An 11,496-nucleotide genomic window follows, 5' to 3' on the forward strand; every position below is an offset into this window, starting at 1 on the left:
ACGTCGACCCGGGAATCGGCGCCCGTGGGCGAACCGGCGACCCGCGCTGGAGGACACCCGATGCGGTGTCCGCCCGGGCCCGGTGCTACGATCAGTTTCGCTGTTCGACCGGCTCCGCCACGCGGGTCCACGAGACAGCCTCCGGCCCCTGAGGGCCGGTATCCCGCCCTCGTAGCTCAGGGGATAGAGCGTTGGTTTCCGGTACCAAAGGTCAGGGGTTCGATTCCCTTCGGGGGCACGACACAAGCCCTCTCCCGCCTGCGCAGTCGCAGGATCGGGAGAGGGCTTGTCACTTATCCGGGGCGGGCGCCGGGAGCAACGCGGCAATCGCCGGGCCGGTGGGCGGCGCACCTGATGAGCCCCCTGCCGCGGCGTCACCGTGGCGTCACCGCGGCAAGGTGATGCCGTCTACCTTCCCGACGCGCTGCACGACCCTTTCGAAGATGTCGGTTAGCATTCCGACCTCCTCGGGCGTGAGCTCGTCGATGAACAACTCGCGGACCTTCTCCACGTGCTTGGGGGCCACGGCGGCGATCGCCTGGGCGCCGGCCTCGGTCAGGGTGACGACGGTGCCGCGACCGTCCTCAGGGCATTCGCCCTTGGCGACCAGACCGCGCCCCTCCATCCGACGGACCTGGTGGGAGACCCGGCTGCGGTCCCAGCCCAGCGCTGCGCCGAGTTCACGAGCACGCAAACCCTGCTCGCTGCCCTCGCTGAGGCTCACGAGTACCGAGTAGTCGGACTGGGACATCGAGGCGTCACGCTGGAGTTGCCGTTCCATCGCGAGCTCGAGCAATTGATTGGCGTCGCGGTACCGCCGCCACATGCGCTGCTCATCGTCGCTCAACCAGCGTGTTTGACTCATGTGACTATTACAGCACGACGTTCCTTCGCCGAGTGTCCAGGCTCTACCCCGCCACCCGCACTCGATCAGTCCGCGTTCACCCGTTGGACGCACCCGATCGCTGCATAACGTGCGTCCGGGCCCCACCGATGCCGGCGAAGCGCGCCCGGTCGCACGTTAGCACGATCACCTGTGAGGTCGCCGCGGCCGCGGCGATGACCGCTCCCATGGTGAGCCTGCGTGTCGGGTCGGTGTAACCCATGGTGTCGTCGAGGAACACCGGGACGCCGTCGTCCCCGACGAGACGCGCACACGCGATCCGGACGATCACCGCCAACTGCTCCCGCGCTCCACCGGACAGTGACTCGTAATCCACTGTGACATCTCCGATCCGCCGGGACAGGATCGTCAGGTCCTCACCGAGCCGGACGTCGAAGTCCCGCCCGTAGACGAGCGACCCCAGTTCGACGACCGCACGGTGGAACGGCTCCTGATAGGCGAGCAACGCCTCGGAGCGCCGGGCGACGAGCGTTCGGTGGAGTAGGTCCGCCGCGCGGGCCCGACGCCAGAGGGCGGCGTTCTCCCGCTCCGCCGCGTTCAGCTCGCGCTCCGCAGTGGCGACCGCCTCGAGCCGTCCCTGGTCGCCGATCGCGTTGACCCGACCGAGCGCCGTCGCCACCGCCGCGGCGGAGTCGCGTTCCTCCGCCGCGAGTGTGGCGAATGAGGCCCGCGCGTTCTCGAGCAGATCCGGCGGTGCATCGGCGAGCGCGTCCTCGAGCGCGGCCCTGGCCTGCTGCGCCTTATCCCGCGCCGACTGGGCGTGCTCGCGTGTCTCCGCCTCAGCCTCCTCCAGGTCCCGGTCGGAGACCGCCTCCCTCGCGGCGCTGAGCGCGTCTCTGCACTCGCCGAGCCGTCCGGCGGCCTCGGCGGCCAACGCCGCCTTGGTCGCGTGCTCGGTCCTGAGGGTCGCGGCCTCGACATCCGCGGCGCGGTCGTCGGCCCGGCATCGTGCGAGCGCCTGTTCCGCGTTCGCGGTCTCCTCCGCCGGGTCCCCGGCCCCGTCGGCATCGGGTGCCGCCGGCCCGCCTTCCTCCTCGGCCGCCGGTTCCGGCGCGTCTGCCAGCAGGGCCCGCAGGTCGGCGCGCCGGTCCTCGAGATCCTGCGGGTTGTCGGCGCCGAGCAGGTCCGCCCGACGGCGCCTCAACGCGGCGACCTCGGCCCGGAGCCCCTCGGCGCGCCGTGCGCGCTGATCCGCCTCCTCGACGGAGTCGATGCCGAGGTCGGCGAGGAGCCGGTCCCGTTCGGTGCGGGCGGCGTTCTCCTCCCGCCTGACCGCCTCCGTGTCGCCCGCGGGGACGACCGTGAGGGAGACCGCGCCCACCTCGAAGACCGTCTCCTCGACGATGTCGCGGGTCCACCCCGTCCCCGCATCGAGGCTCTCCCCCGCCACGCGGACGTCGCCCTCACCGGCGATCTCCACCCTGGGCGCGCTGGCCGCGCTCCGGGCGACGGCCTGCCGGAGCGCGTCCTCGGCGCGGCGGCAGGCCTCGACGGCGCCGTCGGGAACCGCGATCGCGGCGAGGTCGGTCTCCTTGCCCCGCAGCTCCTCGCCGAGCGTCTCGAGCGTCCGCAGCAGGCGCTCGATCCCCTCCAGATCAGCGCGCCTCCGCGCCCGTTCCTCATCCGCCCGGACGGCGTCGAGTCGAGCCCGGGCACGGGACACGCGTTCCTCGGCTGCCTCCAGCTCGGCACGGGCGCGGTCGGCCCGGGCCTGCGCCGGCGCCATCCGTTCGGCGGCCACCGCCGTGGCCGCCGACAGGTCGTCGTGCCGGCGTTGCTCGTCCTCGGCCCTCGCGACGAGTGCCCGACGCTCCCGCAGCGCGCCGGACGCGGCGTCGTGCGCGGCCACGGCGCGGTCGAGTTCGGCGTCGGCGGCGGCACGGGCACGGCGCAGCTCGTCCACCACGCGGCCGGCGGCCTCCAGTCTGTCGACCTCCGCGCGCAGCGTGGTCAGTGACTCCTGCCGCGCCCGGTGGACGGACGCCTGCGCCTCGTGATCGGACACCGCGGCGTCGAGCTCGGCGTGGCGTGCCCGCGCCTCGGACAGGGCGCCACGTGCCTCGGCGAGCCGCGTCTCCGAGCGCGCGAGTTCACCCGTCGGCTCGCCCCGGCGGGCCGTCAGGTAGCGGTTGCGTTCCTCCGCGACCCGGTCCATCAGCGAGTCGTCACCGGTGGGGTCCTCTCCGCCCGCGGCGGCGTCCAGGGCGCGGCGCAGAGAGCCCATCCCCTTGGCCGCGTCCACCTGACCCACCGGTTCGTCCTGCGCGATCCGCAGTGCCTTCCACAGCGACCGGTCCACCTGGCGGTCCAGCAGGTCGCGGACGTGGTCGTGCGCGTCGTCGCCGCTCAGCGCCGGGCGCGTAGAACCCGGGAACTCGAGTGACGTCCGCTTTCCGCGGACGAACTCCTTGCGGTACCGCATCCGCTGCCCGTCGACCGTGAACTCGGCCTCCACCACCACCGGCACGTCCCTGCCCACGGGGCTCGCGGCCTTGATCTCCGCGCGGCCGGACGACGCCTTGTGCTCGAGGAGCATCTCCAGGGCGTCCATGAGGCTGGTCTTGCCCGATTCGTTCGGTCCCTCGATCACCAGGACGCCGCGCGGTTCCAGTTCGACCTCCTCGCGGACCACCCCTCGGAAGTCCTCGAGCATGAGTCGGTGCAGGATCATCGCGTCGCTCCGTCCACGAGTCGGTACAGCAGACTGAGGGCGTGGCCCGCGTCCTCGGCCTCGGCCCCGCCGGACCCGGCCATCGCGACGAGATCCGCGACCGCGCGGCCCGCGTACCCGTCGACCAGGTCCGTGAAGTCCGTGTCCTCGGCCCGGACGACCAGATGCGTCCGGGACTGTCGCAGGTAGGCGGCGGCGAACAGCGCGTCCCACGTCTCCAGAAGGTCGTCGATTCGCGCCCGGAGAGCGACCCCGACCGTACCCGTGAGCCCGAGCTTGAGCACCGTCCGCGGCTTGTCGTCCATGGCCTCGATCCGCTCCGCCAGGGCGTCGAGATCGGCGTCCGTGTCGATCCGGGCGTCGATCGCACGGAACGACCATCGTCCCGTCCGTAGCGGCGTGACCGTGCAGGCACCCCGCTGCGACGGGGGCACGGCCAGGGAGAGTTCGACGAGCAGGGCGTGGCCCGAGTCGCTCTCCACATCGTCGAAATCGGTGGTCTCCGGGCTGCCCGAGAACCAGATCCGCTCACCGGAGCCGACCCGGGTCACCGAGTGCCGGTCGCCGAGTGCGACGTAGTCCAGCCGACCCGATCCGATGGCCTCCTCCAGGGGGGCGACCGCGATCGCCTCGACCGACGGCGAGTGACCGCCGTAGATCTCGTCCGTCCCCCCGTGGGCGACCAGGACACGCAGACCGTCCGTCGGCTCCAGGGAGTCCAGCAACGCCGGCAGTCGGGAGGGATCCGGCCGCTTGGATGTCCACGGGACGCCCACGACCTCGACGCCGGGCACAACCTCGACCGGCCCGGTGCCGTCGAGCACGACGACGCCGCCGCCCTCGACCGCCGGCGCGAAGTCCCTGCAGCGGAACACCGACGACACGTCGAGCGGGTCGTGGTTGCCGGGTAGCACCAACACCGGCACCGGGAACGCCGCCAAGGCCTCGACCGCGCGCAGGACGACCGAGCGCGGCACCGCGTTGTCCTCGAAGGCGTCGCCGGCCACCACGATGAACTGCGCCCCGTGTTCGGCCGCGAGCGTGCCGAGCGCCTTCACGGCGGCCAGCCGGTCGGCGGTGTAGACGGCCTGCGACTCGCCTCCGAGGAACCGCCGGGTCATGCCGAGCTGCCAGTCGGCGGAGTGCAGGAACCGGATCGTCTCGCCGTCCCGTGGGGTGATCATGGCCGCATCGTAGGACGCCGGTCCGACACCACGGCCGGCGCGGGCCCGCTCACCGCCGTCGGTACCTGCCGAACGCGTCGAGGAAGTCCTCCAGATCGGCCACGACCCGCAGCTGCTCGAGGGGGTCGTTCGTCGTCGCGGCGGCGAGTCTGCGGGTGACGGGCGCGTCCAGGAGGTCCTCGAGTCCGGCCGGCTCCGGGGACGGCACCGTCGGCAGGACCGGCTCGGTCCCCCACAGCGCCTCCTCGACGTCGACGGACACCTCGTCGTCGTCCCCTCCCCTCAGGACGGCGCCGAGGTGCTCGGCGCTCAGGCCCCGCAGCGCGAACATGACGTCCGGCCTGGCGTCCCACCACTCGACCATGATGTACGCGGCCGCCAGCACGTGCAGGCACGGCCCGGGCTGGACGGGACACCGGCAGGAGTGCGAGGTGTCGCCGTGGACCGCCGGGAGGAGGAGGAACCCGACGGTATCGGAGAAGTTCCCCGCGAGCGCGCCGATCACGCCGCCCTCCTCGCGTCTCAGGGCGGTGCGGAGGGCGTCCGAATCGGCGGCGTCGAGGGGGGCGAAGGTGAACTCGACGGTGAACGGTTCGGGTCGGCTGCCGTCGACGTCGCAGCGTACGGACCGGCCCGCGTGCTCCAACGAGAGCACCCTGTCGGCGCGCGCGGCCTTCCGCGCGAGGTACGCCTCGCCGCGCGTGACCCCGGATTCGAGGTCGCTCGTCCACCGCCGGCTCCACATGTGCCCGCCGAACGCGCCGGCGCGCGCCCTCGCGCGGATGCCCTTTCCGCCGTTCATTCCTCGTCCCGCCCCTCGTCGGTGAGTTCCACCAGCGCCGCGAGATCGGCGTCGGCGAGTTCGGTCAGCGCACCCGCGAGCGGGCCCAACGTCAGCTCCGCGAGGTCCCGCTTGGCCTCGAGCAGTTCGTCGATGCGGTCCTCGACCGTCCCCGGGGCGACGAGGGTGCGGACCTGGACCTGCCGCGTCTGACCGATCCGGTGGACGCGGTCGGTCGCCTGGTTCTCCACCGCCGGGTTCCACCACCGGTCCAGATGCACGACGTGATTGGCCTCCGTCAGCGTCAGACCCGTCCCGCCCGCGCGCAGCGACGCCAGCATCACCGGCGGCCCCTGCGCGCTCTGGAACTCCTCGACCATCTGCGCTCGACCGGCCGCCGTGACGCCACCGTGGAGGAACGGCACCGAGCTGGCCGCCCGCCGCTCGAGCAGGGGCAGGATGAGGTCCCCGAACGCGCGGTACTGCGTGAACAGGAGGACTTTCTCGCCGGCGTCCAGGATCTCCGTGAGAACCTCGTCGAGCGCGGCGAGCTTTCCGGAACGGTGGCGGCCACCCCGCAGGAGCGCGGACCCGTCCCCGAGATAGTGGGCGGGGTGGTTGCACACCTGCTTGAGCGCGGTGAGCCCGGCGAGGATCGCACCCTTGCGTGCGGTCCCCTCCGACTCCTTCACCTGCTCCATCATGTCCTCGACGACCGCCTGGTACAGGGTCGCCTGCTCGCGGGTCAGGGGCGCGTCGACCCGGATGTGCAGCTTGTCCGGCAGGTCGGCGAGCACCCTGGGATCCGATTTGAGGCGCCGCAGGACGAACGGCGCGGCCAGAGCCCGCAGCCGCGAGGCCGCGGCCTGGTCGCGGTGCGATTCGATGGGCACCGCGAAGCGCGCGCGGAACGTGCCCGCCGACCCGAGCAGACCCGGGTTGGCGAAGTCGAGAACCGCCCGCAGCTCGTCCAGCCGGTTCTCGACCGGCGTGCCAGTGAGGGCGATCCGGTGCTCCGCCGGGATCGAGACGATCGCGCGGGCGACCGAGGTGGAGGGGTTCTTGATGGTCTGGGCCTCGTCGGCGACGAGTCGGCGCCACGGCACCGCGGCGAGCAACTCGGCGTCACGGGAGGCGGTGCCGTACGACGTGAGGACGAGGTCGGCGGCGCCGAGCAGCCCCGCCGCGTCGTCGCCGCGCTCACGTGAGGGGCCGTGGTGGATGCGCACCATCAGCTCCGGGGCGAAGGTCGCGGCCTCGCGCGCCCAGGTGGCGACCAGGGTGAGGGGCGCCACCACGAGGGTGGGGCCGAGCACGCCCCGGGCGCGCTCGGAGGCGGTGAGAGCGAGGACCTGCATGGTCTTACCGAGCCCCATGTCGTCGGCCAGGACGGCGCCGACGCCAGCGCGGGCCAGCGCGGACAGCCAGCGCACGCCCTCGAGCTGGTAGGGACGCAGCGTGGCGAGGAACCACGCCGGGAGGTCGACGGGCATCGACGACGAGGGGATCCAGTCGAGGGTCGTCGGCGCCTCGATCTCGACGCCCTCCGCCTCCTCGGACATCATCGCGGCGGCGAGGGCCGGCGCGGTGACCCGCCCGCCACGCCTGGCAGCGAGGAAGCGGGCCGCGCGTCGGAGCGCCCCCGGATCCGCACGGACCCACTGACCGCGGAGCCGGACGAGGTCCGAGGCTGCGTCCAGGAGCATCCGGACCTCGGTGGCGTCGAGGGGAACGTCGTCGACGACCATCTCCCAGTTGACGTCCGCCAGCTGGTCCAGTCCCAGGCGGCGACCGGAGTCGATGTTCTCCGTCCCGGGTTCCGCGACGATGACGCGCACGGCGGTCCGCACCCTGGTCCACGCTCGTGGCAGGAGCACCTCGACGCCCCGCCCGCGCAGAGCCTCGACCCCCTCGTCGACGAGCTGCACCACCAGCTCGGTGGGGAGTAGGAGATCCGGGCCGTCGGCCGCCGGTACGGCGCGTCCCAGGGGTGTCCAGCAGCGCACCGCCCGGTCGACGACATCGCGGACGGCGTCGCCGACCGCGGTCGCGTCCGGCAGGTCCGAGAACGGGCGCAGGGTGTCCGTACCCGTGCGCACCAGGACCTCCAGCCGCCACAGAACCTCCGCGTCGGCGGCGCCGTCCCGGCCGGCATCACCGTCGCCGTCCCGGTCGACGTCCACCTCCCCGGACGGTTCCACCACGCGGAAGACCACCTCGACGTCTCTCGCCGCCGCCGCGCGACCGAACTCGCCGATCGCCTCGGCCAGCGCGTGGCCACCCGAGGTCACCTCTCCCCCGACGATCAGGGCCGTGCCCAGCGCGCTGCGCCGGTCGGCGGCCAGCGGAGCGAGGGACATACGGGCGTGCTGATCCGCCAGAGCCGCGAGCAGCCGGTCGAGATCCTCGCGGTCCGACACCAGACCGTGGCACCGGCTCAGGCTCTCCGCGGCCCACGCTGACACGACGGGTGAGGCCGCGAGCGCCCACGAGGCGTTCCAGGCGCCGTCGGACCGCGACATCGTCGGAACGACGTGTCCGGCGCGGACGAAGGCCGCCACACCGGCGGAGAGCGCCGCGAGCGCCCGCAGCCCCGGGCCGACCCAGTGCTCGGCGACGTCCGCCATCCCGCACAGGTCCACCGCCGAGGCCACCGAGACGCGGATCCCCGGGACGGTCGCCGCGCGGACCCGGCCCTCGAGCGGCACCCGCACCACGATCCGGTGTGTGAGCGAGAACCCGTCGAGCAGCTCCACCACCTCCGGCGGGGCCCCCGCCCTCGCGACCGCGGTCACCGAGGCCGCGGGGGCTATCGAACCGGGCCGGCGCAGGCCCGTCTCGCACCACAGGCCGACGACACCTGACTGCCACACGGCGTGGAGTCGGGGGGCTGGCGTCCGGGTCACGCCCACATGTAAGCACGCCGGACCGACACGGCTCCGGGCGCACGCCCCCGCTGTGGCGCGCGGTTCCTCCACAGGGCCCGTCCCCCTCCACAGGCCGACCGCCGCCACCGCGTGCGCGGGCGGCGGGATTCGAGGCCGGTGTCAGGATCGGTCCGTGATCCGGAGAGTGCGGCTGTGGACGTCGGCGCGTGCGGCGGCGGGCCCTTGGCCGCCGCCGGGTCGGCGCACCACCGCACGCTCGAGGGTGGTCCCGCCCCTCGCACCGCGGGCACTGGCGGTCGCGTCGGCGGTCCTCGTGGCGGTGATCGTCGTCGCCCGGCTCGGCCAGCCGCCCGACTCGGCGCCCGGCAGCCCCCCGAAGGGAGCCGTCCTCGCGCTGCTGGAGTCGGTGCGCGTGGTGGACGCCCGCGAGCCGGTGCCCGGATACGACCGCGAGTGCAGCGGTGCATCCGCCTGCGTGTTCGGGCCCGCCTGGAGTGACACGACCGAGGCGCCAGGGTCGGGCAACGGGTGCTCGACCCGCCACGACGTCCTGGCGCGTGACCTGCGCGGGGGGACCCCGGTACCCGGCTCGCCATGCGAGCGGGCCGGTGGCGTCCTCGTCGACCCGTACACCGGGAGGACCGTCGACGTGGGCGTCACCGGGCTCCGCGGGATCCACATCGACCACGTGTACCCACTGTCGGCGGCGTGGGACCTCGGCGCGTCGGCCTGGCCCTCGAGCCAGCGTGCCGCCTTCGCCAACGATGTCGACCACAATCTGCTGGCCGTCACCGCCGCGGTCAACACCGGGAAGAGCGATTCCACCCCGGCCGACTGGCTCCCGCCGGACCCGGCCCGTCACTGCTTCTACGCGTCCCGGTACCTCACGGCGGCGACGGTCTACGGGCTACCCGTGACGAAGTCAGATCATGCGGCGCTCGCCGACGCCGCCCGCCGGTGTCCGGCCGGGCGGTGAGGCGGCAGGCTGGTGTCGACACGGACTCCCCGCGGGAATCCGTGTCAGTAGCGGTCCTGCCCGCCCCCGGAACGCCCGCGGAACCCTCCGCCGCCGCGACGGTCGTCGTCCCCCCGGCGGAAACCACCCCGGTCGTCGCGCCGGTTGTCGCGCTTGTCCTCCCGGCGATCCCCGTGCCGCTCACCGCGACGGTCGGAGTAGCCGCCGCGGTCACCGCGATCGTCGCGCCGGTGGCCGCCCCCGCGCGGCTTCCCGCCGCGGTCGTCCCGGAACGAGGAGGGCCGCCCCGCCGGCGCACCGCTGTCGGGTCGGATGTCGATCTCAGCGCCGCCGACGCGGATGCCCTTCATGGACTCGAGCTGATCCGAGGGAAGGCCGGCGGGCAGTTCCACGATCGAGTGATCGAAGCGGATCGAGATACGCCCGATGTCGCCCCCGCTGAGGCCGGCCTCGTTGGCCAACGCACCCATGATGGAACCGGGCTTGACGTTGTTCCGCTTGCCCACCGCGATCCGGTACTGGGCCATGTCCCTGCCCGAGCGCGACGGCCGCGGCCCGTCGGAGAAGTTCCGCGCGGGACGGTCGCGACGGTCGCCCCCGCGGTCGTCCTGCCGCTCACGCCGCTGGGGACGCTCGGGCTCACGCATGAGGAACTCGTCCGAGTTGCGGGACTGGGTGGCCAGTGCGGCCGCGATGTCGGCCATCGAGACCGAGTGCTCGGACGCGTACTCCTCCACGAGCCGGCGGAACAGCGCGATGTTGGGGTCGTCGAGGCTCTCGGTGATCGACTGCGCGAACTTGGCCATCCGCATCTCGTTGACGTCGTCGACGCTGGGCAGCTGGATCTCCGTGAGCGGCTGCCGGGTCGCGCGCTCGATCTGGGACAGCAGTCGACGCTCGCGGGGGGTGACGAACAGCAGTGCGTGCCCGCTCCGGCCGGCGCGACCCGTGCGGCCGATGCGGTGGATGTACGACTCGGTGTCGTGCGGGATGTCGTAGTTGACGACGTGGCTGATACGCGGCACGTCGAGGCCGCGGGCGGCGACGTCGGTCGCGACGAGGATGTCGGTACGCCCGTCCTTGAGCGCCTCGATGGTGCGCTCGCGGAGATTCTGGGGGATGTCGCCGTTGATCGGGGCGGCGGAGAAGCCACGTGCGCGCAGCCGCTCGGCGAGTTCCTCCGTCGCCGACTTGGTCCGGACGAACATGATCATCGCGTCGAAGTCCTCGACCTCGAGGATGCGGGTCAGGGCGTCGAGCTTGTCACGGTGGTTGACCAGGACGTAGCGCTGCTGGATGGTCGGCGCCGTCGACGTCTTCGAGGCGACCTTCACCTCGGTGGGATCGGTGAGGTACTGCTGTGAGATCCGTCGGATCGCGGACGGCATGGTGGCCGAGAACAGGGCGACCTGGGTGCTCTCCGGGGTGTCCGAGAGGATCCGCTCGACGTCCTCCTGGAAGCCCATCGCGAGCATCTCGTCCGCCTCGTCGAGGACGAGGTGCCGCAGGCCGGAGAGATCGAGCGTGCCCTTCTTGAGATGGTCGATGACCCGCCCGGGAGTGCCGACGATGATCTGCGCGCCCCGGCGGAGACCCGAGAGCTGGATACCGTAGGCCTGACCGCCGTAGATGGGCAGGACGTTCACCTGGGGCATGCCCGCGGAATAGGTGACGCACGCCTCGGCGACCTGGAGCGCGAGCTCGCGGGTCGGCGCCAGGATGAGGGCCTGGGGGCTCTTCACCGACGGGTCGATCAGCGAGAGGATGGGCAACGCGAACGCGGCCGTCTTGCCGGTACCCGTCTGGGCGAGCCCGACGACGTCCCGCCCCTCGAGGACGAGGGGGATCGTGGCCGCCTGGATGGCGGACGGCACTTCGTAGCCGACGTCCCGGACCGCCTTCGCGACGGCGGGCGCGAGACCCATGTCCGCGAAGGTGACCGCGGCATCCTCAGCGGAAGACTCGTCGCGGGGGGCGTCGTCGCGGGACCCGGCGTGCGCGGCTACGGGTGTTTCGGGCGTGCTGGCGTCGGTGTCGACCTCGTCGCCGGCGGTGGCGGTACGGTCCTCGTCGTTGTTGTCCATGAGGCTTC

The 11,496-nt window shown here is 72.8% G+C and carries 7 protein-coding genes and 1 tRNA gene; 2 read left to right on the top strand and 6 right to left on the bottom strand.

All coding sequences use genetic code 11. The annotated features are described in order from the left end of the window. The first annotated feature begins 165 nt into the window (after positions 1-165). Positions 166-238 (top strand) — tRNA-Arg (locus tag C3V38_RS15595). Positions 239-385: 147 nt separating this feature from the next. Here the strand turns inward: C3V38_RS15595 and C3V38_RS15600 are convergent. From C3V38_RS15600 to C3V38_RS15620, 5 genes are all read right to left on the bottom strand, one after another. Continuing rightward, a complete protein-coding gene (locus C3V38_RS15600) occupies positions 386-865 on the bottom strand; it encodes a MarR family winged helix-turn-helix transcriptional regulator (protein ID WP_254426021.1) in 480 nt (159 codons plus the stop codon). 76 nt (positions 866-941) lie between these two features. Next, on the bottom strand, positions 942-3,575 hold the full coding sequence (locus C3V38_RS18245) for an AAA family ATPase (protein WP_106386262.1): 2,634 nt from the start codon (positions 3,573-3,575) through the stop codon (positions 942-944). After that, positions 3,572-4,759, bottom strand: a complete 1,188-nt coding sequence (locus C3V38_RS15610; RefSeq protein WP_106386263.1) for a metallophosphoesterase — start codon at positions 4,757-4,759, stop codon at positions 3,572-3,574. The genes C3V38_RS18245 and C3V38_RS15610 overlap by 4 nt, the downstream gene beginning before the upstream one ends. Before the next feature lie 49 nt (positions 4,760-4,808). Then, positions 4,809-5,561: a hypothetical protein gene (locus C3V38_RS15615; RefSeq protein ID WP_106386264.1), complete on the bottom strand. Its 753-nt coding sequence runs from the start codon at positions 5,559-5,561 to the stop codon at positions 4,809-4,811. Beyond that, a complete protein-coding gene (locus C3V38_RS15620; protein ID WP_254426022.1) occupies positions 5,558-8,413 on the bottom strand; it encodes a DEAD/DEAH box helicase in 2,856 nt (951 codons plus the stop codon). The genes C3V38_RS15615 and C3V38_RS15620 overlap by 4 nt, the downstream gene beginning before the upstream one ends. A gap of 277 nt (positions 8,414-8,690) precedes the next feature. Between C3V38_RS15620 and C3V38_RS15625 the strand changes: the two genes are divergently transcribed. After that, complete coding sequence (locus C3V38_RS15625; RefSeq protein WP_106386265.1) at positions 8,691-9,404, top strand: HNH endonuclease family protein; 714 nt, start codon at positions 8,691-8,693, stop codon at positions 9,402-9,404. Between the two features lie 44 nt (positions 9,405-9,448). On the opposite strand, the gene C3V38_RS15630 is transcribed toward C3V38_RS15625, so the two are convergent. Continuing rightward, positions 9,449-11,488 (bottom strand): DEAD/DEAH box helicase, encoded by a 2,040-nt coding sequence (locus C3V38_RS15630; protein ID WP_106386266.1) that lies wholly within the window; start codon positions 11,486-11,488, stop codon positions 9,449-9,451. Positions 11,489-11,496 lie beyond the last annotated feature (8 nt).

This window comes from Dietzia sp. oral taxon 368 (genome assembly GCF_002999155.1).
GTDB classification, from domain to species: domain Bacteria; phylum Actinomycetota; class Actinomycetes; order Mycobacteriales; family Mycobacteriaceae; genus Dietzia; species Dietzia cinnamea.

What these genes read in the sequence shown, in the direction of transcription:
- C3V38_RS15615 (WP_106386264.1), bottom strand. Translation starts at nt 5,561, where the DNA reads ATGAACGGCGGAAAGGGCATCCGCGCGAGGGCGCGCGCCGGCGCGTTC.
- C3V38_RS18245 (WP_106386262.1), bottom strand. Translation starts at nt 3,575, where the DNA reads ATGATCCTGCACCGACTCATGCTCGAGGACTTCCGAGGGGTGGTCCGC.
- C3V38_RS15630 (WP_106386266.1), bottom strand. Translation starts at nt 11,488, where the DNA reads ATGGACAACAACGACGAGGACCGTACCGCCACCGCCGGCGACGAGGTC.
- C3V38_RS15610 (WP_106386263.1), bottom strand. Translation starts at nt 4,759, where the DNA reads ATGATCACCCCACGGGACGGCGAGACGATCCGGTTCCTGCACTCCGCC.
- C3V38_RS15600 (WP_254426021.1), bottom strand. Translation starts at nt 865, where the DNA reads ATGAGTCAAACACGCTGGTTGAGCGACGATGAGCAGCGCATGTGGCGG.